This is a genomic window from Lysobacter brunescens (assembly GCF_042677005.1).
In the GTDB taxonomy this organism is placed as follows: domain Bacteria; phylum Pseudomonadota; class Gammaproteobacteria; order Xanthomonadales; family Xanthomonadaceae; genus Lysobacter_I; species Lysobacter_I brunescens.
Genome location: NZ_JBHTIF010000001.1, coordinates 1,671,693 through 1,692,853, shown reverse-complemented (window position 1 = coordinate 1,692,853; position 21,161 = coordinate 1,671,693). Strand labels below are relative to the sequence as shown.

19 protein-coding genes and 1 pseudogene are annotated in these 21,161 nt (G+C 69.9%); 3 read left to right on the top strand and 17 right to left on the bottom strand.

What is annotated here, in order from left to right:
- The 3 genes from ACFQ0E_RS07295 to ACFQ0E_RS07285 all read left to right on the top strand — a co-directional run bounded on the left by ACFQ0E_RS07295 (window position 1) and on the right by ACFQ0E_RS07285 (window position 4,052).
- Window positions 1–615: a class I SAM-dependent methyltransferase gene (locus tag ACFQ0E_RS07295; RefSeq protein ID WP_386823031.1), complete on the top strand. Its 615-nt coding sequence runs from the start codon at window positions 1–3 to the stop codon at window positions 613–615.
- A 159-nt stretch (window positions 616–774) separates the two neighbouring features.
- Window positions 775–1,986, top strand: a complete 1,212-nt coding sequence (locus ACFQ0E_RS07290) for a glycosyltransferase (RefSeq protein WP_386823030.1) — start codon at window positions 775–777, stop codon at window positions 1,984–1,986.
- The gene (locus tag ACFQ0E_RS07285) at window positions 1,983–4,052 is read left to right on the top strand and encodes an NAD-dependent epimerase/dehydratase family protein (protein ID WP_386823029.1); all 2,070 of its coding nucleotides are present in this window, start codon (window positions 1,983–1,985) and stop codon (window positions 4,050–4,052) included. Before ACFQ0E_RS07290 ends, ACFQ0E_RS07285 begins: the two co-directional genes overlap by 4 nt.
- 7 nt (window positions 4,053–4,059) lie before the next feature.
- Here the strand turns inward: ACFQ0E_RS07285 and ACFQ0E_RS07280 are convergent, their stop codons facing one another.
- The 17 genes and pseudogenes from ACFQ0E_RS07280 to ACFQ0E_RS07200 all read right to left on the bottom strand — a co-directional run bounded on the left by ACFQ0E_RS07280 (window position 4,060) and on the right by ACFQ0E_RS07200 (window position 21,161).
- Entirely contained in the window at window positions 4,060–5,241 is a 1,182-nt protein-coding gene (locus tag ACFQ0E_RS07280) for an erythromycin esterase family protein (protein ID WP_386823028.1), read from the bottom strand.
- Window positions 5,242–5,246: 5 nt separating this feature from the next.
- A complete protein-coding gene (locus ACFQ0E_RS07275) occupies window positions 5,247–6,095 on the bottom strand; it encodes a glycosyltransferase family 2 protein (protein WP_386823027.1) in 849 nt (282 codons plus the stop codon).
- A gap of 235 nt (window positions 6,096–6,330) precedes the next feature.
- On the bottom strand, window positions 6,331–7,191 hold the full coding sequence (locus tag ACFQ0E_RS07270; RefSeq protein ID WP_386823026.1) for a glycosyltransferase family 2 protein: 861 nt from the start codon (window positions 7,189–7,191) through the stop codon (window positions 6,331–6,333).
- A gap of 19 nt (window positions 7,192–7,210) precedes the next feature.
- Window positions 7,211–9,445 carry a type II secretion system secretin GspD gene (gspD, locus tag ACFQ0E_RS07265; RefSeq protein ID WP_386823025.1) on the bottom strand — a complete coding sequence of 745 codons (2,235 nt, stop codon included), beginning with the start codon at window positions 9,443–9,445 and terminating at the stop codon, window positions 7,211–7,213.
- 23 nt (window positions 9,446–9,468) lie between these two features.
- On the bottom strand, window positions 9,469–10,227 hold the full coding sequence (locus ACFQ0E_RS07260; protein WP_386823024.1) for a hypothetical protein: 759 nt from the start codon (window positions 10,225–10,227) through the stop codon (window positions 9,469–9,471).
- Window positions 10,217–10,837, bottom strand: a complete 621-nt coding sequence (gene gspM / locus ACFQ0E_RS07255) for a type II secretion system protein GspM (protein WP_386823023.1) — start codon at window positions 10,835–10,837, stop codon at window positions 10,217–10,219. Before gspM ends, ACFQ0E_RS07260 begins: the two co-directional genes overlap by 11 nt.
- Complete coding sequence (locus ACFQ0E_RS07250) at window positions 10,834–12,033, bottom strand: PilN domain-containing protein (protein WP_386823022.1); 1,200 nt, start codon at window positions 12,031–12,033, stop codon at window positions 10,834–10,836. Before ACFQ0E_RS07250 ends, gspM begins: the two co-directional genes overlap by 4 nt.
- Window positions 12,034–12,180: 147 nt before the next feature.
- Window positions 12,181–13,068, bottom strand: a pseudogene (locus ACFQ0E_RS07245) (general secretion pathway protein GspK); the annotation flags it as partial.
- Complete coding sequence (locus ACFQ0E_RS07240) at window positions 13,065–13,730, bottom strand: prepilin-type N-terminal cleavage/methylation domain-containing protein (protein ID WP_386823021.1); 666 nt, start codon at window positions 13,728–13,730, stop codon at window positions 13,065–13,067. The gene ACFQ0E_RS07240 and the pseudogene ACFQ0E_RS07245, both read right to left, overlap by 4 nt.
- Window positions 13,727–14,182: a type II secretion system protein XpsI gene (gene xpsI, locus ACFQ0E_RS07235; RefSeq protein ID WP_386823020.1), complete on the bottom strand. Its 456-nt coding sequence runs from the start codon at window positions 14,180–14,182 to the stop codon at window positions 13,727–13,729. Before xpsI ends, ACFQ0E_RS07240 begins: the two co-directional genes overlap by 4 nt.
- The gene (gene xpsH / locus ACFQ0E_RS07230; RefSeq protein WP_386823019.1) at window positions 14,179–14,676 is read right to left on the bottom strand and encodes a type II secretion system protein XpsH; all 498 of its coding nucleotides are present in this window, start codon (window positions 14,674–14,676) and stop codon (window positions 14,179–14,181) included. Before xpsH ends, xpsI begins: the two co-directional genes overlap by 4 nt.
- 42 nt (window positions 14,677–14,718) lie before the next feature.
- Window positions 14,719–15,168, bottom strand: coding sequence for a type II secretion system major pseudopilin GspG (gene gspG, locus ACFQ0E_RS07225; RefSeq protein WP_386823018.1), 450 nt, complete (start codon window positions 15,166–15,168; stop codon window positions 14,719–14,721).
- Window positions 15,169–15,227: 59 nt separating this feature from the next.
- Window positions 15,228–16,439, bottom strand: a complete 1,212-nt coding sequence (xpsF, locus tag ACFQ0E_RS07220) for a type II secretion system protein XpsF (protein WP_386823017.1) — start codon at window positions 16,437–16,439, stop codon at window positions 15,228–15,230.
- A gap of 207 nt (window positions 16,440–16,646) precedes the next feature.
- Window positions 16,647–17,558: a hypothetical protein gene (locus ACFQ0E_RS07215; RefSeq protein WP_386823016.1), complete on the bottom strand. Its 912-nt coding sequence runs from the start codon at window positions 17,556–17,558 to the stop codon at window positions 16,647–16,649.
- Window positions 17,559–17,643: 85 nt separating this feature from the next.
- On the bottom strand, window positions 17,644–18,093 hold the full coding sequence (locus ACFQ0E_RS07210) for a GNAT family N-acetyltransferase (RefSeq protein ID WP_386823015.1): 450 nt from the start codon (window positions 18,091–18,093) through the stop codon (window positions 17,644–17,646).
- Between the two features lie 25 nt (window positions 18,094–18,118).
- A complete protein-coding gene (gspE, locus tag ACFQ0E_RS07205) occupies window positions 18,119–19,837 on the bottom strand; it encodes a type II secretion system ATPase GspE (protein WP_386824070.1) in 1,719 nt (572 codons plus the stop codon).
- 193 nt (window positions 19,838–20,030) lie between these two features.
- The gene (locus tag ACFQ0E_RS07200; protein WP_137853281.1) at window positions 20,031–21,161 is read right to left on the bottom strand and encodes a PilT/PilU family type 4a pilus ATPase; all 1,131 of its coding nucleotides are present in this window, start codon (window positions 21,159–21,161) and stop codon (window positions 20,031–20,033) included.

The window sequence follows — 21,161 nt, the reverse complement described above, 5'->3', positions numbered from 1 at the left end:
GTGCTGAGCCGAGCGGCCACCCTGCTGCGCAAGGCGCGGCGCCGACTGTGGATGAAATACGCGCTGCGCGGCGTCGGCGGCAGCGACAATTTCGAGCGACTGGATCTCGCCTACACGGTCGAGGATCCGTGGAACATGGCCTCCGACCTGGAGCGCGCACGTTTCGAGGCCACCAACCGGGTGATCGAGCGCGCCTTCGGCCGCGTCGGCTCGGTGCTGGAACTCGGCTGCGGCGAAGGTCACCAGACCGAATGGCTCGCGAAGATCAGCGACGAACAGTACGGCATCGACGTCAGCGCGCAGGCGGTCGAACGCGCGCGCAAGCGACTGTCGGCCGCGAAGTTCGAGGCGACCGACGTCTTCGGCCAGCCCTGGGGCGATGCGCGTCACCGCTTCGACCTGGTCACCGCCTGCGAGGTGCTGTACTACCTGAGCGAGCCGGAGAAGACCATCGCGCGGATGCGCCACCTCGGCCGCAATGGCCTGGTCACCTTCTTCGCGCCGGCCTGCGGCCGCGTCGGTCCGCATCTCGAATCGATCCCCGGCCTGCAACGCGACTGGATCTTCCACGGCAACACCGCATGGCTGGTCGCCTGGTGGCGCGATGACGCCTGAGCAAATCCCCCCTGCCCCCCTTTTGCAAAGGGGGGAACCGCACAGGGCATGCTGCATCCCCTCCACGGCCGCTTCGCACTCGCCCCCTTTGCAAAAGGGGGCCAGCGTCCGCGCAGCGGGCGATGGGGGGATTTGCTTGTCCCACCCGCAGGCGGCGCGATGAACGATCCGAACATGACCCGCGATGCCGCATCACTGCGCGACCACGGCATCGTCTACTTCGGCAATGACTGGTATGCGGAGAACCGCACCAGCAGCCACCATGTCGCCACGCGACTCGCGCGCCGCATGCCGGTGCTGTACGTGGATTCGCCGGGCATGCGCGCGCCGAACGCCTCCGGGCGCGACCTCAAGCGCGCGGTACGCAAGCTGCTCGCTGCGTTCAAGCGGCCGACGCGCGTCTCCGATGGCCTGTGGCACTGCACCGTGCCGCAGCTGCCGTTCCGCCGGCTGCCCGGCGTCGATGCCTTCAACCGCCTGTTCGGGCGCTGGGCCGTGCGCCGCGCGCTGCGCCTCGCCGGCATCCACAGGCACATCTCCTGGTTCGTCGTGCCGCATCCGGGCGTGCACGCCGGCAAGCTCGGCGAAGACCTCGTCGTGTACTACTGCATCGACGACTACGCTGCACATCCGGGCGTGGACGCCACGCTGATCGCCGAACGCGACGAAACCCTGAGCCGCCGCGCCGACCTGCTGTGCGTGGCGCCGCCGGCGTTGCTCGATGCCAAGCGCGCGCTCAATCCGCACACCGTCTTTTCGCCGCACGGCGTGGACGTGGACCTGTTCGCGCAGGCGCAGGACCCGGCGACCGAAACACCCGCCCTCGCCCGCGATCTGCCACGCCCGGTCGTCGGCTACATCGGCTCGATCCACGACTGGATCGACGTGCCGCTGATCGAATCTCTCGCCCGTGCACGGCCGCAGTGGAGCTTCCTGCTCGTCGGCCATGCGCACGTGAACGTCGATGGCCTGCGCGCGCTGGCCAACGTGGTGCTCGCGGGCCCGCAGCCGTACGCCTCGCTGCCGCAATGGTCCAAGGCCTTCGACGCCGCGATCATTCCGTATCGCCTCAACCGCCAGGTCGCGAACGCCAATCCGCTGAAGCTCCGCGAATACCTCGCCGCCGGCAAGGCCGTGGTCAGCGTGCGCAATCCCGAGATCGAGAAGTTCGCGCACGTCGTCCGCCTGGTCGATGGCCACGACGCCTTCCTCGCCGCGCTCGATGATGCCGTGACCGACAGCGCCCCCGAGGCCGTGCACGCACGCATGGCTGCGGTCGTCGACCAGACCTGGGACGCGCGCGTCGAGGCCGTGCTGGCCGAGGTCGCGTCGCGCCTTTCTCCGCATTCACACAGTCGCAGTCCTTCATGACCTCCCACGCTCCCCGCAAGCTCCGCGTCGCCGTCGTCGGCGCGGGTTACGTCGCCACGCACCACCTCGCCGCACTGTCGCGCCTCGATTTCGTCGAAGTCGTCGGCATCTGCGACAGCAATCGCAGCGCGGCCGAGGCGCTCGCCGCGCGCTTCAAGATCGGCAAGGTGGTCGCCACGCTCGCCGAACTGGCCGATGCGCAGCCCAACGTCGTCTACGTGCTGACGCCGCCGGCCTCGCACGCGACGCTGGCAATCCAGGCGATGGACATGGGCTGCCACGTGCTGGTCGAAAAGCCGATGGCCGACAGCGCCGCCGATTGCGAGGCGATGCTGGCGAAGGCGAAGGCCACCGGCCTGACCCTCGGCGTGAACCATTCCGACCTGTTCGACCCGGTGCTGATGCAGGCGCTGGACACAGCGAAGTCCGGCGCGATCGGCGATGTGCTGTCGGTCGACATCATCCGCAATTCCGAATATCCGCCCTACGCCGGCGGCCCGCTGCCCGGCCAGGTGAAACAGGGCTCGTATCCGTTCCGCGATCTCGGCGTGCACGGTTTCTACACCATCGAAGCCTTCCTCGGCCCGATCGCCCAGGCCGACGTGCAGTACCAGTCGCGCGGCGCCGATCCCAACCTCGGCTTCGACGAATGGCAGGCGCGCGCGCAGACCGCGAGCGGCGTCGGCCGCCTGCTGCTGTCGTGGAACGCGCGACCGATGGAGAACCGGCTGTTCGTGCGCGGCACCAAGGGCTCGATCGAGGTCGACCGCTTCACCCAGACCTGCCGCGTCCATCGCGTGCTGCCCGGACCGAAGTTCATCGGCATCCTGCTCAATGCGTTCTTCAGCGCGGTGAAGGACAGCGTGCGCATCCCGCTCAACGTGCTGCGCTTCGCCACCGGCCGGCTGAAGCCATCGCCCGGCATCCGCATGGGCGCCGAGGCGTTCGCGCGCGCCGTGCATCGCGGCGAGGCGCCGCCGTTCACCGCCGAGGACGGCCTGCGCATCGCGCGCCTGCTCGATCCGCTGTGCGCCGAGCCCGATCGCCAGCGCCTGCAGCAGCTCGACGCGCGACACACCACGCTGCCGCCGGCCGATGCGCTGGTCACCGGCGCCGCCGGCTTCCTCGGCAAGGCCGTGGTCGCCGCGCTGCGCGCGCAGGGCAGGACCGTGCGCGTGCTGGTGCGCCGGCCGGTCGCCGCGTATCGCGACGACGAGGGCGTGCAGACGGTGATCGGCGATCTCGGCGACCCGCGCATCGTCGACCACGCGGTCGCCGGTGCGGGCGTGGTCTACCACGTCGGCGCGGCGATGCGCGGCGGCCCGCGCGATTTCGAAGCCGGCACGCTCTGGGGCACGCGCAACGTGATCGAGGCCTGCCGCAGGCATGCGGCACCGCGACTGGTCTACGTCAGCTCGATGAGCGTGTTCGACCACGCCGGACGTCGCAGCGGCGAAGTGCTGACCGAGGACTACCGCTTCGAGCCGCATCCGCAGCTGCGCGGCGCGTACACGCAGACCAAGCTCACCGCCGAGCAGATGGTCGCCGACGCGATCGTGAAGGATCACCTGCCGGCGGTGATCCTGCGCCCCGGGCAGATCTTCGGCCCCGGCGCGGAGCAGATCACGCCGAACGGCACGATCGCGCTGGCCGGACGCTGGATCGCGATCGGCAGCGGCGCGCAGGCGCTGCCGCTGGTCTATCGCGACGACATCGTCGATGCCCTGCTGCTCGCCGGCACGTCGCCGCAGGCGCTGGGCCGCATCTTCAACCTGGTCGACACCGACTCCGTCGATCGCACCACCTATCTGCGCCGCTGCAAGGCGAAGCTCGGCGCCTCGCTGAAGCTGATGTGGATGCCGGAATGGGTGTTCATGTGCCTGGCCATCGGCGTCGAACTGCTGGGCAAGGCGCTCAAACGCGACGTGCCGCTGACCCGTTACCGCGTGCGTTCGCTGCGTCCGCTGACGAACTTCGATACCACGGCCGCACGCGAGGTTCTCGGCTGGACGCCGCGGGTCGGCGTGAAGCGGGGGCTGGATATCACGTTCGGTAGCGAGCGCTAGGTCAGGTTCAACGCGCCAGCGGCGTGATCGGCCGCTCTTCGCGCAGCACGAGCAGGCCATTGAGGACCTTCGACCAGTCGGCGGCATGCACGCTGCGGTAGTTGATCGGCCGTGACGAGGCGATGCCCATCCGGGCCAGGCGTTTCGCATCGAGATAGCGCAGTTCGCCCGGCTTCTCCAGCGCGCGGGTTTCCAGCGCCAGCGGCGGCGTCTCGGGCAGGCGCAGCGGCGGATGCGCGCCGCCCTGGCCGAAGGCGCCGGACAGCGCAGTGAACCCGATCACCGCCGCGCGCTTGCCGAAGCGCGCATGCAGGTCGGCGCCCATCGGGTGCATCGCCGGCGCGATGTTGTGCAGCGCCTTCGCGCCATGCACGGTCGCGCACCACACCAGCAGCTTCGTGCCCGGCGGCCAGCGTTCGCGATGCCACATCAGCAGATCGAACATCGCGCGTTCGCGCACGTCGCCATCGCCGGTCATCGCCATGTCGAGATAGCGTCCATAGGCCTCGGCCATGCGCGCGAGCGCGGTGTCCGTACCGGTCGCCTGCGTGGCCGCGCGGACTGCATCGATGCAGGCACGCAGCCGTGCCTGCGCCGCGTCGTCGAACGGATGCTCGTCGTCGTAGGCATGGCGGTTGTGGCGCTGGATCTCCGCGTCGCATGCCGCCTGCCGGGACGCATCGAGCACGGCAGCAAGCTCGGACGCCAGGCGACTGCCGGTGTAGCGCCCGGGCCGCGCCACCGGCTGGATGTCCATGCCGCCGATGCGCAGGCGACCATCGCGCGCCGCCTGCAGCAGGAACGGCGGCAGCGGCTGCGCTTCCCGTGCGCGGAACCACAGCTGGCCGGCGGCATCCACCACGTCGTCCTCGGTGGCGGTGCCTTGCGCCAGCCGGCGCTCGAGATCGAGCGCGGCGTAGACCGACGATTCGAACACGATGCCGCCGAAGCCGCAGCGCTCGACCAGACGCTTCGCCAGTTCGACCTTGATCTCCAGCGTGCGCCCGCCGCCATGGTTGGCGTCCTCGCCAAGCACCACGATCTCGCGGCGACACACATCACGCACGAGACGGTCGAGTTCGGCGGACGCACGGCGGTCGAACGACGCCGCCTGCGCCATGGCCCGCACCGGCGCCACGCACAGCCACAGGACCATGCACAGGCCGAGCCAGGACCGCACGATGCGCATGCGGTTCACGTCCGGCGCGACGCGCGCAGCGCGGCCAGCGGGAAGCGCGCCCAGATCGTCGCCAGCACGAGCAGGCGCAGCGGCCAGCCGCGACGCGGCGCCTCGAACCGGAGGAAATAACGCGCGAGGCCACGATGCTTGTGCCATTCGACGAACCACGGCCGTGAACGGCTGGAGACGCCGCGCACGTGCACGATCGTCACATCGTTGGCGACAGCGAGAAATGCACCGGACTCGCGCGCGCGACGGCACAGATCCAGGTCTTCGGCGTGCAGGCGATAGCCTTCGTCGAAACCGCCGATCCGTTCGAACAACGCGCGCGGCATGAACATCACCGCGCCGGAAATGGCGGGCACGACCTGCAGCGTGGCAAGAGGATCGACCGCGATGTCGAGGCGCCGTGCGGCCGGGCTGCGCAGCATCGCCGCGAAGTCCGGGTCGCGACGACGCGCGGCGCCGTCGCGCACGCCCTGTTCGTCGACGAGGTCGGCACCGAGCAAGGGCTCGCGCGCGCATTCGCGCGCATGCGCACGCAGCCGCGCCAGCGCGTCCGGCGCGACGAGGCAATCGGGATTCACGAAGGCCAGCCACGGCGCGGCGCTGTCGCGCGCACCCTGGTTGCAGGCGACTGCGAAGCCGGGATTGTCGGGATTGGCGATGAAGCGCAGCCGCGCGTCCTGCACGGCCATGCGCTGCACGATCTCGAGCGAGCCGTCGTCCGAACCGTTGTCGACGACGCGGATCTCGGCCACACCCTCGGCGGCGCGCAGGCGCTGCAGGCAGTCGGCGATGGTTTCGGCGCTGCGGTAGGTGACGACGACGACGGCGATGTCGGGGTCGGGGGCGGCGCTCATGGGCTGCATCCAGCGTCGTGCGTGCGAGGCGGGACGTCAAAAGCAAATCCCCCCTGCCCCCCTTTTGCAAAGGGGGGAAAGCAGCTGCGTCGGTGATGCGCGCTGATGCGGATGCTGCTGCAGACATCGCGTGTGCCGGCAAGCGTCGAGCCGCAGCACTGCTCTTGCCCCCTTTGCAAAAGGGGGCCGACGGCCGCGCAGCGGGCGGCGGGGGGATTTGCGCTGCTCGCCCCGCTCACGACGCCTCCTCCGGCGACGATGCATCGCCCGCGAACAGATCCGGCTGGTCGTGCAGCCCCGCAGCGGCATAAGCGTCGGACAGGCGCTGGCGCAGCGCGTGCAGTGGATCGTCCATCAGGAACTGCGCCAGCCGCGCGTGCCAGGTCGGCCAGCGCACGCCGAGGGTTTCGACATCGTCGCCCAGCGGCACGCCCTCGCCGCTGCGCGCGACGAACGCGGTCTCGCACAGCACGTTGCGCCAGCCCAGTCCGGCCATGCGCAGCGACAGGTCGATCAACGCGGCGTACCACGAGGCATAGGTGTCCGCATCGAGACCGCCGGCTTTCGCGCGCGCACTGCCGCGCAGGAACACGGCATGGTTCACCGCACCGGGCAGTTCCGGATGATGCGGCGGCAGGCTGGCGGCGGCGCGGGCGAGGCGCACGGGCTCGTCGGGCACGGGCAGCACTTCGCCGATGCGCGGCCAGGACGCGGTTTCGCCGGCGTTGCACCAGGGCGTCGCGGTGGCGATGGCCGGATCGCGCGCGGCGCAGGCGATCAGCTGGGACGCCCAGCCCGGGAGCGGCACGGCGTCGCTGGCGAGCACCAGCACGTCGGCATCGCCGCAGGCGCGGAGCATGTCGGCGAGATGCGCCGCTTCGCCGATCGGGCGCGAGCGGCGTGTGTAGCCGGCCTGCAGCGCGGTGCGCGCCAGCCAGCGATCAATGATGGCGCGGCCGCGCGGGCCGGCCTGGCCGTCGTCGGCCAGCCAGACCCGCGTCTGCGGCGGCGTACCCTGCTCCAGCGCGGCGAGGCAGGCGTCGAGGGCGTCGTCATCGACGCCCACCGGCACCAGCACGACCGGCACGGCGCTCATCCGCGCGGATGACGCCGTCTCAGCCGCCACTCGCGGCGCGGCGCGGCTTCTTCGACGACTTGATCGGCTCCATCGCGCGGAAGCCGCGCGTGTAGTCGTCGGTGAAGTCGCGCAGTTCCTGCTGGTCGCGGATGATCGTCGGCGTGATCAGCACGACCACTTCGGTGCGGTCCTTGCTGGTGGTCTGGCGACCGAACAGGCCGCCCACCCACGGAATGCGGCTCAGGCCCGGGATGCCGGTCGAACCCTTGCTGCTGCCGTCCTGGACCAGGCCGGCGAGCATCACGGTGTCGCCGGTCGGCACGATGGCCTCGGTCTTCAGGCGACGGGTGTCGATGCGCACGTTGCCGTTGGCGTCGGCGGCCGAACCCGGCGAGCTGACTTCCTGGACGATGTCGAGGAACACGGTACCGTCCTTGGTCACGCGCGGACGCACCTTCAGGATCACGCCGGTGTCGAGGTACTGCACCTGGCTGATGCTGTTGTTGTTGCCGATGATCGGGTTGACCGACACCGAGGTCACCGGGATGCGGCTGCCGACGTTCAGCGTCGCCTCGGCGTTGTTGCGCGCCAGCAGCGAGCCGGTCTGCAGCAGGCGCACGTCGGTGACCTTGTCCAGCGCGGTGATGATCGCGGCGGCGTCGTTCTTGAGCAGGGTCCAGGCGAGGCCGCCGCCGGTGCCCTTGCCGCCGAGGCTGGCGCCGAGCGTGCTCCACTTGCGCGGGATCGAACCCAGCGGGTCGGTGACGTCGGGCAGGCCGTTCTCCTGCGCCGCGTTCTCGATGAACCAGTTCACGCCGTAGGCCAGCTCGCCGGTGAGCTTGACCTCGACCACCTGCGATTCGATGTGGACCTGCAGCGGGAGCATGTCGAGCTTCTCGATCACGTCCATGATCGAGCGCCAGGCCGAAGGCGTGGAGCGCACGAGCAGGGTGTTGTTCTCCTCGATCGCCGACACCGCGACCTTGTCGCCGCCGACCTCGATCACCACGCTGCCGCTGCCGCCCTGGTTGCCGCCGCCGAGCGACAGCGAACCGCTGCCGAGGCCGCCACCGGAACCGCCGGGGCCGCCGCCACCATCCATGCCGCCGTCCTTGCTGGCACCGGCACCGCCGGCGCTGATCGTGGTGGACTGGCCGCCCGGGATCAGCGAGATGCCGCCGCCCCCGTCATTGCCGCCGCTGCCGCCACCACTGCCGCCGAAGACTTCGCCCAGGCGCGCGGCGAGATCCTTCGCGGTGATGTACTTCAGTTCGTAGGAATACAGGCGCAGGCCTTCGCCGGCGCCGTCGATGCGTTCGATCCACTGCTGGATGTCGTCGAGGTACTCGGGCTGCGCGGTGATCGCCAGCACCGCGTTGGCGCTCTCGATCGGCATGAAGCGGAACATGCCCGCCACCGGCGACTTGCTGCCTTCGCCGAAGACCTTTTCCAGGTCCTGCACGACCTTGCTGGCGCGGCTGGATTCCAGCGGGAACACGCCGACCGACATGCTGGCCATCCAGTCGACGTCGAACACCTCGATGGTGCGCAGGTAGCTTTCCAGTTCGGCGCGCGAACCGGCGAGCGTCATCAGGTTGCGGCCGGGGTCGACGGTGACGATCGCGCCGGGACGCGCGTAGGGCTTGAGCAGCTTCTCCATCTCGCTGGCGGAGATGTAGCGCAGCGGCACCACGCGCGATTCGAAGCCGCGGGCGCTCGCCGGCGGATTGCTGCGCGGCGCGACCACGCCGGTCGCCAGCGCCTGGTCGGCGGGGACGATGCTGTAGCGGCCGTCGCTGTAGATCATCCGCGCGTTGTTCCAGCCGAGGATCATCTCCAGCACCGACAGCGCCTGCGCCGGGCTGATCTTCTTCGGCGTGACGTAGGTGACCGTGCCCTGCACGTTCGGCGCGATGGTGTAGTTCTGGCCGAGCATGTCGCCAAGGATCGCCTTGACCACCGCGTGCAGCGATTCACCTTCGAAATTGAAGGTGGCCTCGCCGGACGTGGCGTCGAGGTCGGGCAGCGGCGAGCCGGCGGCATCGCGGTTGATGACCTGGCCGTTGCCGCGATGGATCACTGCCTTGGCGCGCGCGTCCTCCTCGGACTCGGGCGTCGCGGCGGGCGCCGGAGCCGGGGCATCGGCGGCGGTGCTGGGCGCGCTCTGCCGGGCGTTGCGCTTGATCACCGGCGTCGGCGACGCGGCGTGGGCCGCAAAGATCGCGCAGAGCGCGGCGGCGAAAGTGGTGCGGGCTGCGGCTTGGAGATTCATTCTGTGAACTCTCGGGGCAAACATCAGGGTGTCTGTCCAGGCGGCGCGGCGTTCTGCGCTTCCTGTGCGGCTTGCTGCCTCAACTGGGCGCGGCGTTCCTCGATCCGCTTGCGGATCGCTTCGAGCTGCACTTCGGTGGAGACGTTGCCGCTCGGAGGCGGCGGCGGCGGAGGCGGCGGAACGACCGTCGCGCCGGAGGCGTCGACGACCGGCTGCGGCTGCGTCGGGTCGGGCACGATGGCCGGCTGCGGACCGGCCACCGGCGCGGGATTGACGCCGCCGACGCCGTTGAACACGCGCAGGTCCAGGCGACGGTCGCCCTCGGGGCCGCGGAACACCGCGGCGCGGGGTTCCAGGCTGGCGAGCGTCCATTGCGGCGCGGTTTCCACCGCTTCGCCGAGCTTCACGCGCACCGGCTGCGCGCCTTCGGCGGCCGGCTTGAGGATCGCCAGCTGCACGCCACCGCCGATGAGCACGCTGGTCAGGGTGTAGTCGAAGGTGTTGGCCTGCCCTTCCTCGCCGCCGGCATCGATGGTGAACGGCTGGTGGCGACGGTTCTCGGAGAAGAGCGGACGGTTCTTGATCTCGGCGTACTGCTCCATCACGCCGGGCCGGCCCGAGGCCGGCAGCTTGGTGTCCGGCAGGCGCTGGCCGGCGGTGTCGGCTTCGGCGTCGCCGAGGCGGGCGCCCATGCCGGACAGGGCCAGCACCCAGACCACGATCGCCCAGCCGGCGGCGCCGGCCAGCACCCAGGTGCGCGGGCTCAGGCTGTCAGCGCGCATCGGCGTTGCCTCCCGGTGCCGGCGCGACGTAGCCGTAGAGGTCGAAGTTCACGTCCAGGCCACCGTTGGCCGTGGACTGGTCGGGCGAGAAGTAGAAACGGTTGGCGACCACGTTGAGGTTGTCCACGAACAGGCGCGGCGTGCCGCTTTCCAGCGAGTGCAGCACCATCGCCAGCTCCGGCGTGCCGCAGCGGAGGCGTACCTGGACCACCGCGCGCGGGAAGCGCTCCTTGCGCGGCTCGGTCAGCGGCGAACGGTTCTGGATCGCGCAACTGCGGTTCTTCGGACTGGCCTCGAGCACCGCCGTTTCCAGCCGCGCGACGAGCGCGGAGGTGGCGGATTCGACCGTACCGTCCATGAAGCCCGGCATGCGCGCCGACTGTTCGCGCACGCTGGTCAGGCGCTTGCGCACCTCGCCGGCCTGGGCGAGCGTGGCGCGGGCGCGGGCATCGCGGTCCTTGAGAGTGTCGATGCGTTCCTGCAGGTCCAGCATCGGCACGGTCCACCACGGATGGACCAGGGCGAAGTAGGCCAGGCCCAGCACGGCGCCGAGCAGGCCCAGGGCCAGCCAGCGCTCGCGCGGCGACGGTGTCTTGGTGACGGTGGTCATGGCGCCCCCTCCGGACGGGCCTTCTGCCCTCTCGGGGGCTTGTTGGCGGTGCGGGGCTGGATCACGACCAGGTCGGCGGTGATGGTGAAGCGGTCCTTGCCCTTGGCCTGGTCGGGTACCAGCGCACCGGTCAGCTGCGGCGCCTTCCACAGCTTCGAGGGACGCAGGCGTTCGACCAGGCTGGCGGCCTCGGAGCTGAGGCCGATGATCATGACCTTCTCGCCTTCGACCGAGACCTTCTCCAGGAAGGTGCCGTCGGGCAGCAGGCGGCTGAGTTCGTCCATCACTTCGACGGTGGTCGGCCGGCCATTGCGGGTTTCCTGCAGGAAGCGCAGGCCCTCGACGGTATCGACCAGCAGCCGCTTCTCGTCGGCGACCTTCTGCGCCTGCTTGGCGCGGCGCTTGGTCTCGGTCTCGAAAGCCTCGGCGGCGGCCTCGCGGTTGGCGCGGATCTGCCACAGGCCTGCGCCGGCGGCGACCAGCAGCACCGAGACCAGGCCGATGTTCCAGGCCGCGCGCGGATCGCGGCGGCGGCGGCGCTGCGCGACCGGCAGCAGGTTCACGCCCAGCGGACGGCCCTCGGCGTCGGCCATGTCCACGCCGGAGAGCGTCGCGCCCAGCGCAGGACCCAGTGCGGTGACGGCGGCCTCCAGGCTGGCCCTGGGGACGACCACCAACTCGGCATCGATCTGGCCATCGCCGCGGCGGCCGATCACGCGCGCGTCGTAGAACACGTCATTGGCGGCGAACGGCGTCTGGCGGTCGATCTCGAAACCCAGCACCTCGCGCAGGCGCTCGGCGGCGGCGGCGGGCAGTTGCAGGCGGCGACGCAGGCCGCTGCGCGCCGGCAGCAGCAGCCAGCGCGGCAGGTTGGCGATCCGCGGGGTGAGCAGGCGGGCCATCGGCTCCTGTTCGCCGGCGACGGCGTCCCAGGGCAGCTCGGCGAGATCGCGCAGCGCGGGCTCGCCGGGCTGCACGGGCAGGGTCATGGCGAGGACGAGATCGTCGGCCTGGCGGCGCAGCAGCAGGCGCTGCTGGCCCAGGCCGAACACGGCGCGCACGCGCTGCGGCAGCCAGCTGGCCAGCGCGTCGAGCCACCAGCCCAGGAAACCGCGCAGGCCCGGCCACGCCCGGGCCAGACCGGATTGCCTCCGGTTCGAGCCCGTCCCGGGGGACGTCGTGTTGTCGGTGGTCACGGCGCTCAGATGCAGTCCCTCGATCAAATCCCGGTTGGAAACGCGATCAGCATGCGGTCTGCATGGCGATCACTTCGAAGACGCGCCGCCAGGGCGGCGCGGGTCGGTGTTGGGCGAACCGGGCGTCGGAGCAGCGGTGCGCGCGAGGGCCCCCTCCTCCCAACGCAGCGGGGTGTAGGCAGACCCCGGCAACCCGCTGCTCCCGGCGCGCACGACGGCGCGCAGGATCGACACGCGCCCGTCCCGGAGGCGCGCCCGGCTGTCGATACTATACGTGCCCGTGCCGGCACCGACGAGCGGCTGGGTCTCGCCGGGCAGGCGCGGACGCCGCCGTTCGGTCAGCGCACGCTCCGGGTCGATGCCCATCGCCTTGAGGACCTCCGCGCTCGCGTACTGCTCGTTCGGACGCCCCTGCCCGCTGTAGACCGTCAGATGCGGCTCAAGTTTCCCGTACAGCTCGGCGGGCATGCCCAGCACCAGCTGCAGCTCGGCGACGGTCTCGAACGGCGCGTCCTTCGCACCGTACGGCAGATCCTCGCTTTCGTAGTCGGCGTCCTCGGCTCCGCCCTCGGGCTGGGTCAGCAGGTCGGAATCGCGCCAGTCCATCACCGCGGCGGCCAACTTGCGCGCCTGGGTCCGCTCGGCGCCGACGGCCTGGATCAGGTTGGCGATGAGGTCCATGTCCGCGCCGTTGAGATCGACCTTGCCAGACTCGTCGATGATGGTGACGGTCACCTCGGCGCCGGCGAATTCCCAGGGGTATTCGCGACCGTCCGGCAGCCATTGCCGGGTCGGCTCCATCTCGACCACGCGGGTCATCGCGTACTCCAGTCCCGCGCGCGCGGCCTGGTCGGCGAGCACACCCTGGCTCAGCACGCGCCCCTGCAGGTATTCGATGCGCGCGGTCAGCGCGAAGGCGCCGATCACCGCAGTCAGCATCGCGATCAGCCACAGCACCATCAGCAGCGCGGCGCCGCGCGGGCGGCGACGGAAAGACGGACGCAGGCCCGGACGCGGATTCGGAGCGCGACTCATATCGGCACCTGCGAGACGCTGAAGCTGGCGCCCTGCGGTAGCGAGACCACCATCGGCGGCCAGGCGTCGCCGCGATCGTCGACGATGCTGACCCGTACCTGCAGCGGCATGCGGTCGACCTGCTCCCAGCGCGTCTGCCAGTCGCCCATGCGGTTCTGGGCGTCGAGCGCGCGGTATTCGAACTTCACCGATTTCAGCCCGCCGACCAGACGCTCCGGCGGGCCGGCGTCGCGCTCGCCGAAGACTTCGTTGACCAGCACCACCGAAAACTCGACCTGCAGGCGCAGGCCGCCGTTTTCGTCGTCGACCACGGTGATGTCGTGCAGGTGCGGGCCGCCGCGGCCGAGGTAGGCCGGCAGATCGGCGACGAAGCGCATCTGGTCTTCCTCGCCGACGAAGCGCAGCGGCTGGCCGGTGGATTCGTTGACGTCGAAGGCGATCGGCAGCGCCGAGCCGATCCGCTTGCGCAGGAAGTTCTGCACCGAGCGCATGCGTTCGTTGCGCGCCGAACGGTCCTCGCCGCGCGTGGCCGCCGCCGACGAGGCGCGCAGCGTCGCGAACGCCAGCGACAGCGCGGCGGCCAGCAGCATGGTTGCCACCAGCACTTCCATCAGGGTGAATCCGCGCGACTGCCTGCGGGCGGGGGAACGAGCCCGACTCATGGCACCACCCCGGCGGCATTGGGGTCGGTGGGCGCGACCAGACGCAGGCTCTCCAGACTCAGGCGCTCGCGCGGACCGCCTTCGCCCCAGGCGACGGTGACCTGCACGTGCATCAGCTTCGGGCCGACCAGCGTCTGCGGCTGCGCCGGCTGGCGCGCGGCCTGCGGATCGCGCCAGGGCGAGACCACGACTTCCCACTGGTAGCGGCCTCCGTCGAGGCGACCGTCGCGCCGGCCTGCGGCCAGGGCCTGGCCGACGCCGATCTGCGCCAGCAGGCTCTGCGCGTGCAGCGCGGCGCGGCCGTACTGGTCGGAAGCGCGCACCTGGCGGCTGGCGTTGGTCAGCGTGCCCAGCAGCAGGGTCATGGCGAAGGCGAGCAGCGCGAAGGCCACCACGACTTCGATGAGGGTGTAGCCGCGCTGGCGGCGCGCGGCGGCGAATGGACGCCTCATTGCCCGGTCGCCTCGCCGCGATGCAGGCTGACTTCGCCGGTGAGCCAGGCCACGTCGACGTTCAGCGCCGCACGCGCGTGGCTGAGCTGGATGCGGCCGCCGGTGGAGGCGCCATCCTCGAAGAACAGGATCACGCCCTCGCCTTCGCGTTCCTGCACCTGGCGCACGCCGGTGAAACTGACGCGCAGCGGCTTGCGGATCTCGCCGGTGCGGCCCTTGGCGCCGCTCCAGCTGCCGTTTTCCGGCACGATGCGGAAGGTCTGCACGGTGCCGGTGGAGATCGCCGTCGAGCGCGCGCGGCGCAGCTCGGAGGCGATCGTCTTGGCTTCCGAACGCAGGCGCAGACCATCCATGCCGCCGTTCATCGACATCATCAGGATCACCGTCAGCCCCGCGACGAGGCTGACGACGACCAGGATCTCGATCAGGGTGAAGCCCGCCGATGCCCTGTGTCGGGCCGGGGCGTCACGCCGGGAACGATGGACGGTGAGCATGGCGGGCGCCCGGGCCGCGACGCCGAAGCGCCGCCGGCCTGCTTACTGCTCGTACTTGATGTCGGCGTCGACGCTGCTGCCGCCCGGCTGGCCGTCCTTGCCAAGGCTGACCAGGTCGAACGGACCGTCCTCGCCGGGCACGGTGTACTGCAGCGGCTTGTTGAACGGGTCCTTGAGCAGCTTTGTGTTCACGTACGGGCCGAGCCAGCCATTGATCTGCGGATCCGTGGTCAGGTCCTCCAGCGAGCGCGGGTATTCGCCGACGTCGGAGTTGTACTGCTCGATGGCCGCGCCGACCTGGGTCACCTGGGTACCGGCGAGCTTGTGGTTCGCCTTGTCCTTGTTGCCGAAGATCTGGCTGCCGACCACCGCGAGCACGCCGCCGATGAGCACGATGACGATGATGATCTCGATCAGGGTCATGCCCCCCTGGGTGCGGCGCGACGAAGGGCGGCGGGCGTTGCGGCGGGCGGGTCGGCGGGAAGGGCGCATGGCGATAAGTCCGTTCGGTAAGTGAGGAAAAGCCGGCGGGCCGGCGGGGTAAGCACGCTCTAAATGGAACCGCTGAGCTGGTACATCGGCAGCAGCACGGCCATGATCACGAAGCCGATCACCACCGCCAGCACCACCGTGATCACCGGCACCAGCGCGGCGAGCATGCGGTCCAGCGCCTGCCCGGTTTCGGCCTCGAAGGTGTCGGCGGTCTTGAGCAGCATCGTGTCGAGCGCACCGGACTCCTCGCCGACCTGGATCATCTGCAGCGCCAGGCGCGGGAATTTCTTGCCCTTGCCCAGCGCGGTCGACAGCCCGACGCCGTTCTTGACCTCGCCCGCTGCAGCTTCGACATCGGCGATCAACGCCTGGTTCCCGAGGATGCGCCCGCCGATGCCCATCGCGGTGAGCAGCGGCACGCCGTTGCGCAGCAGGGTGCCGACGGTGCGCGCCAGGCGCGCGGTCTCCATCTTCGCGACGATCGGGCCCGCCACGCGCTGGCGCAGCAACCATTCGTCGAATTTCGCACGGAACGCCGGCTCGCGGCGCTTGCGGTCGAACCACCAGGCCGCGCCGCCGGGCACGACGACGAACAGCCACCACCAGTCGCGCACGAACAGGCCCAGCCAGAGCACGAACTGCGAGAACAGCGGCAGCTCGGCATCGAGGTTCTCGTACATCTCGGAGAACTGCGGGACCACGTAGCCGAGCAGGAACAGCAGCGAGAAGCCGACCATCGTCAGCAGGATCGCCGGGTAGATCAGGGCGTTGATGACGCGACCGCGCAGGGCGCGGCTGCGTTCGAGGTAGTCAGCCAGGCGCTGCAGGGTGTCCTGCAGGCTACCGCCGGTCTCGCCGGCGCGGATCATGTTCACGTACAGGCGCGAGAACGCGCCGTGCTGGCGCTCCAGCGCGACCGACAGCGAGGTGCCGCCGCGTACGGCGTCGCGCACATCGAGGATGGTGCGGCGCGCGGCCTCGTCCTCGGGCAGCTCCAGCAGGATGGACAGCGCCCGGTCCAGCGGCTGGCCGGCGCCGAGCAGGGTCGCGAGCTGCTGGGTGAACTGCACCAGGCGCGCGCCGGCGAAGGGTTTGGGCTTGAACAGCGCGCGCCAGGCCGACTCGCCCGCCGCGCCGGCGAGCACCGCTTCGACCGGCAGATGGCCCTGTTCCTGCAGGCGCAGGGCCACGTCGGCGTCGCTGGCGGCCTCCATCTGGCCATCCAGGACTTCGCCGCGACTGTTCAGGGCTTTGTAGCGGTAGAGGGGCATGGGCGGCGGTGGAAGGGCGATGCGTCGGAAGGAAGATGGGCAGTGAGCGGAAGCGGATGCCGGACGTGGCGCCATCGGGCGGCCTGCGGCACGGGGCTCCGGAGCATATCGGCCAGCGCCCCCCATTGGGAACCGCATGGCCCGCAAAGGTTCCCCGGGGCGGCAGCCGTCACGGTTCCGGCCATACGCGGGAACCGGCGCGTCCGCTCAGGGCGTCGGCTTGACCAGGTTGTCGTTGATCAGCCGGATCAGGGCCTCGACCTTGGGCCGCTGCGGCGGATAGGCGGAGGTCGACATCAGGTGGCGCTCGTAGTCCTCGTGGCGGCAGGACAGGGCGTTGATGCAGACCATGGCCATCAGCCGCGAGCCGCGCACGCAGTCGAACCCGGCCCGGCAGGCGGCCAGCGCCCAGGCCTGCTCTGCCTGCGCGCCCTGCAGGGCGGGGGCCTGGGTGGCGTCGGGCCAAGGCGTGCGCGGGTCGACCTTCGGCAGCAACAGCGACATCTCGAACATCGCGTCGGGATGGCCGTTGGCGCGGACGCGGTCGAGGAAGTGCTTCAGGTGGGTCTGGCTGAGCATCGGCACGCTGCGGCTGAAGAAGCGCATCTCGGCCACCTGGTCGCCGCCCTTGGCGCTGCGATGCAGCCAGTAGTCGCCGATCTTCATGTCGCGCTGCAGGTCGGCCGCGGCCTGCATGCACAGGCGGTTGCGATCGTTGTAGATGCCGGCGATGGCCTGCTTCGACGCCGGTTCGCTCTTTGCGAACTCGCGCAGCATCTCCAGGCTGGCGCGCAGCGGCCCGGCATAGGCCAGGCAGTCTTCGTAGACCTCCGAAAGCCGGCGCTGGGCCAGGGCATCGCCATCGACGGCGAGCTGGCGGATCTCGATGTAGCTGGCCTCTCGCCAGAGGTGGCGGAACCGCGCCATGTGCGCGCGGATGCCTTCGGCACGCTTCGCCGGATCGGCGATGACCTCCACCGGCGCCGACGCCTTCCCGACCTGCAGCGGGGCCTCGCCGGCACTGTCGGCGGGCTTGCGCAGGAACAGCCCCCACACGGCGATACCGACGACGGCGACCAGCGCGGCACCGGCGGCGGCGATCACGACTCCCTTCCTCATTCCCTGCCCCTCAAGCGTTCAAACCCTGTTCGATCTTCCATGCCCGGCCGGCCGGCAACAAGCCCGCCCTTCTCCGGGCAGACGTTCAAGCCTGCGCGGGCGCGAGGCACATCTCGACATGCGGAATGCCGTCTTCGAGGTAGGGCTCGCCCTCGGCCTCGAAACCCAGCGCATTGTAGAAGCCGAGCAGATGCGCCTGCGCGCTGATCCGGATGGCCTGCCCGGGGAAGCGCGCGTGCGTGCCGGCGATGGCTTCGCGCATCAGCGCTTCGCCGAGACGGCGCCCGCGAAACGCCGCGACCGTCATCACCCGGCCGATCGACGGCGCGTCGTACTTCATGCCCGGATCGACCACGCGCGCGCAGGCGGCCAGCGCGCCGTCGAGATGCGCGGTCAGATGCCACGACACCGGGTCGAGGTCGTCGGCCTCCTGATAGGCGCAGGCCTGTTCGACGACGAAGACGCGCTCGCGCGCCGACAGCAGCGCATGCACGTCGGGCCCGGACAGATCCTCCAGCCGGGCCCAGCGGAACACGGGCGCCGCACCGGCTGCAGCCGCCTCAGGCATCCTCGGTGACCCGCAGCACTTCCTCGATCGTGGTCAGGCCGGTCAGCGCCTTGGCGATGCCGTCCTCGTACATGGTGCGCATGCCCGCTTCCTTCGCCAGTTGCTCCAGTTCGCCCATGCCGGCATGACGCATGACCGCACGGCGGATCTCGTCGTTCATGACCAGGAATTCCATGATCGTGGTCCGGCCGATGTAGCCGCTGGGCGCGATCGCGGAACCGCGCGGGCGATACAGGTGGATCGTGCCTTCGGGCTGGTAGCGACGGAGGTTGAACTTCTCGATCTCCTCCGGCGACGCCTCGTAACGCTCGGCGTGGATGGGCTCCAGGCGGCGCACCAGGCGCTGGGCGAGGATGCCGTTGATCGTGGAGGTCAGCAGGTAATCCTCGACGCCCATGTCGAGCAATCGGGTGATGCCGCCGGCGGCATTGTTGGTGTGCAGCGTCGACAGCACCAGGTGGCCGGTGAGCGCGGACTGGATCGCGATCTTGCAGGTCTCCAGGTCGCGCATTTCGCCGATCATGATGATGTCGGGGTCCTGGCGGACGATGCTGCGCAGCGCATGCGCGAAATCCAGGCCGATCTGCGGCTTGGCCTGGATCTGGTTGATGCCCTCGATCTGGTATTCGACCGGATCCTCGACGGTGATGATCTTCACGTCGGGGGTATTGATGCGACTCAGCGCCGTGTACAGCGTGGTGGTCTTGCCCGAGCCGGTGGGGCCGGTGACCAGCAGGATGCCGTGCGGCTGTTCCAGCACATGCTCGAACTGCGGCAGGAAATCGTCGGTGAAGCCCAGCTTCTTGAAGTCGAAGACCACGGTCTCGCGGTCGAGCAGACGCATCACCACCGATTCGCCGTGCGCGGTGGGCACGGTGCTCACGCGCAGGTCCAGCTCCTTGCCCTGCACGCGGATCATGATGCGGCCGTCCTGCGGCAGGCGGCGCTCGGCGATGTTGAGCTTGGCCATGATCTTCACGCGCGAGATGACCGCGGCAGTGAGGTTGGCCGGCGGGCTCTCGCCCTCCTCCAGCACGCCGTCGATGCGGTAGCGCACCTTCAGGCGGTTCTCGAACGGTTCGATGTGGATGTCCGAGGCGCGCAGCTCGACCGCGCGCTGGATGATCAGGTTCACCAGGCGGATGACCGGCGCTTCCGACGCGAGGTCGCGCAGGTGCTCGACATCGTCGACATCGCCGGCCTCGCCTTCGGCGGTCTCGACGATCGCGCCCATCGCGCTGCGGCCCTGGCCGTGCCAGCGTTCGACCAGGTCGCCGATCTCCGAGCGCAAGCCGACCAGCGGGCGCAGCTCGCGCTGGGTCGCCAGGCGCACGGCATCGAGGGTGTACGGGTCCTGCGGGTCGGCCATGAGCACGTCGACGCGCTCGCCGGCGTCGGCCACCGGCACCACGGCGAACTGCTTCATGAAACGCAGGCTGAGTTCCAGGCCTTCCGGCGGCAGGTCGGGCAGTTCCTTCACCGCGATCAGCGGCAGGCCCAGCACGTCGGCGCAGGCTTCGGCGTGATCGCGCTCGGACACCAGGCCCAGGCGGGCGATCAGGGCCAGCAGCTCGCCGCCGGTCTCTTCCTGCAGGCGCTGCGCGCGGACCAGGTCGGCCTCCTTCAGCCGTCCCTTCTCCAGCAGGGCCGCGACGATGCGCTCGCCATCGCTGACCGGGACGGGCAGCGCTTCAGCCGCCTGAGCTTCCATGGCCTGCTCTTCGATCGACGGTTCCCGGGTTGTCTCGACCACTGCGTTCACGGATCAGGCCCCTGGCGCCGCGTCCGCGGCCGGTTGGTAAGGAGGGAGGGTTACTTTACAAGGAAAAGGACCGGGGCCTTCCCGCGCGGGAGGCGTCCGGTCCTTCACGGACCACGGAAACGGCGGGGAGTTCGGCGCGCGCTCAGCGCACCTCGGCCACTTCCACGCCATCCAGGCCGGCGGCCAGGGTGCGGGCGTCGCCGCCCTGGGCCAGCTTGATCTTCAGGCGCACCTCGTTCTGCGAGTCGGCGTAGCGCAGCGCGTCCTCGTAGCTGATCTCGCCGGCCTGGTACAGCTCGAACAGGGCCTGGTCGAAGGTCTTCATGCCGAGGTTGGTCGACTCCTTCATCACTTCCTTCAGCTTGTGGATCTCGCCGTCGCGGATGTAGTCCTGCACCAGCGGCGTGCCGAGCAGGATCTCCATCGCGACCTTGCGGCCCTTGCCGTCGGGCGTCGGGATCAGCTGCTGCGCGACCACGCCCTTGAGGTTCAGCGACAGGTCCATCAGCAGCTGGCTGCGGCGGTCTTCCGGGAAGAAGTTGATGATGCGGTCCATCGCCTGGTTGGCGTTGTTCGCATGCAGGGTGCAGAGCACGAGATGGCCGGTTTCGGCGAAGGCGATCGCGTAGTCCATGCCCTCGCGGGTACGCACCTCGCCGATCATGATCACGTCCGGCGCCTGGCGCAGGGTGTTCTTCAGCGCGGCCTCCCAGCTGTCGGTGTCGATGCCGACCTCGCGCTGGGTGATGATGCAGCCCTCGTGCTTGTGCACGAATTCGATCGGGTCCTCGATGGTGATGATGTGGCCCGAGGAATTCTGGTTGCGGTAGCCGATCATCGCCGCCAGCGACGTCGACTTGCCGGTGCCGGTGGCGCCGACGAAGAGGATGATGCCGCGCTTGGTCATCGCCAGGGTCTTGATGATCGGCGGCAGCGCCAGTTCCTCGACCGTGGGGATCTTCGACTCGATGCGGCGCAGCACCATGCCGACCTGGTTGCGCTGGTAGAAGCAGCTGACGCGGAAGCGGCCGACGCCCGAGACGCCGATCGCGAAGTTGCACTCGTGGGTCTTTTCGAACTCCTCGCGCTGCGCCGGCGTCATCACGTTCAGCACCAGGTCGCGGCTCTGCTGCGGGGTCAGCGCGTTCTGGGTGATCGGCGACAGCTTGCCGTGCACCTTCATCGCCGGCGGCATGCCCGCAGTGATGAACAGGTCGGACGCCTTCTGGTGCGCCATCAGCTTGAGGAAGGAGGTGAAATCGATGGTGCTCAT

Excerpts from the sequence above, each read along its gene's own strand:
- ACFQ0E_RS07240 (WP_386823021.1), bottom strand. The coding sequence starts at position 13,730 with ATGAGTCGGGCTCGTTCCCCCGCCCGCAGGCAGTCGCGCGGATTCACC.
- ACFQ0E_RS07285 (WP_386823029.1), top strand. The coding sequence starts at position 1,983 with ATGACCTCCCACGCTCCCCGCAAGCTCCGCGTCGCCGTCGTCGGCGCG.
- ACFQ0E_RS07270 (WP_386823026.1), bottom strand. The coding sequence starts at position 7,191 with ATGAGCGCCGTGCCGGTCGTGCTGGTGCCGGTGGGCGTCGATGACGAC.
- ACFQ0E_RS07280 (WP_386823028.1), bottom strand. The coding sequence starts at position 5,241 with ATGCGCATCGTGCGGTCCTGGCTCGGCCTGTGCATGGTCCTGTGGCTG.
- ACFQ0E_RS07200 (WP_137853281.1), bottom strand. The coding sequence starts at position 21,161 with ATGAGCACCATCGATTTCACCTCCTTCCTCAAGCTGATGGCGCACCAG.
- xpsI (WP_386823020.1), bottom strand. The coding sequence starts at position 14,182 with ATGAGGCGTCCATTCGCCGCCGCGCGCCGCCAGCGCGGCTACACCCTC.
- ACFQ0E_RS07260 (WP_386823024.1), bottom strand. The coding sequence starts at position 10,227 with ATGCGCGCTGACAGCCTGAGCCCGCGCACCTGGGTGCTGGCCGGCGCC.
- gspE (WP_386824070.1), bottom strand. The coding sequence starts at position 19,837 with ATGGAAGCTCAGGCGGCTGAAGCGCTGCCCGTCCCGGTCAGCGATGGC.
- ACFQ0E_RS07275 (WP_386823027.1), bottom strand. The coding sequence starts at position 6,095 with ATGAGCGCCGCCCCCGACCCCGACATCGCCGTCGTCGTCGTCACCTAC.
- gspG (WP_386823018.1), bottom strand. The coding sequence starts at position 15,168 with ATGCGCCCTTCCCGCCGACCCGCCCGCCGCAACGCCCGCCGCCCTTCG.
- gspD (WP_386823025.1), bottom strand. The coding sequence starts at position 9,445 with ATGAATCTCCAAGCCGCAGCCCGCACCACTTTCGCCGCCGCGCTCTGC.
- xpsF (WP_386823017.1), bottom strand. The coding sequence starts at position 16,439 with ATGCCCCTCTACCGCTACAAAGCCCTGAACAGTCGCGGCGAAGTCCTG.
- ACFQ0E_RS07215 (WP_386823016.1), bottom strand. The coding sequence starts at position 17,558 with ATGAGGAAGGGAGTCGTGATCGCCGCCGCCGGTGCCGCGCTGGTCGCC.
- ACFQ0E_RS07290 (WP_386823030.1), top strand. The coding sequence starts at position 775 with ATGAACGATCCGAACATGACCCGCGATGCCGCATCACTGCGCGACCAC.
- gspM (WP_386823023.1), bottom strand. The coding sequence starts at position 10,837 with ATGACCACCGTCACCAAGACACCGTCGCCGCGCGAGCGCTGGCTGGCC.
- xpsH (WP_386823019.1), bottom strand. The coding sequence starts at position 14,676 with ATGCTCACCGTCCATCGTTCCCGGCGTGACGCCCCGGCCCGACACAGG.